Below are 272 nucleotides of genomic sequence, written 5' to 3' on the forward strand. Positions count from 1 at the left end.
CAACGATCTAGGGGCGCGACGCCTCCCACCACCGCTTCTTCTGGGGCGCCAAGCTCCTGCTCATCACCACCGCAGACGGAGCCGTATGCGCGTTCTCCCTGGTCAACCTCAAGGAACTGGACGAACGCAGCCAAGCGGTGCACCTGCTCCACGTCTAGCGGTGCGCGCCCGGGGCCGTGCCCGATCGTGGGGGACAAAGGCTTGGCCGGGGCCGGGATCGAGAGGGCCGCCGCCGCTCTGGGCCATGTGCTCCTCCGCCCGGCCCGCAGCGG

Annotated in this window: 1 pseudogene; it reads left to right on the plus strand. The window is 70.6% G+C overall.

The features are described from left to right. Positions 1-11: 11 nt before the first annotated feature. Positions 12-272: pseudogene (locus tag DEF28_RS29295) on the plus strand (IS982 family transposase); the annotation flags it as partial.

The sequence above is a fragment of the Marinitenerispora sediminis genome, assembly GCF_003336425.1.
Lineage (GTDB): Bacteria > Actinomycetota > Actinomycetes > Streptosporangiales > Streptosporangiaceae > Marinitenerispora > Marinitenerispora sediminis.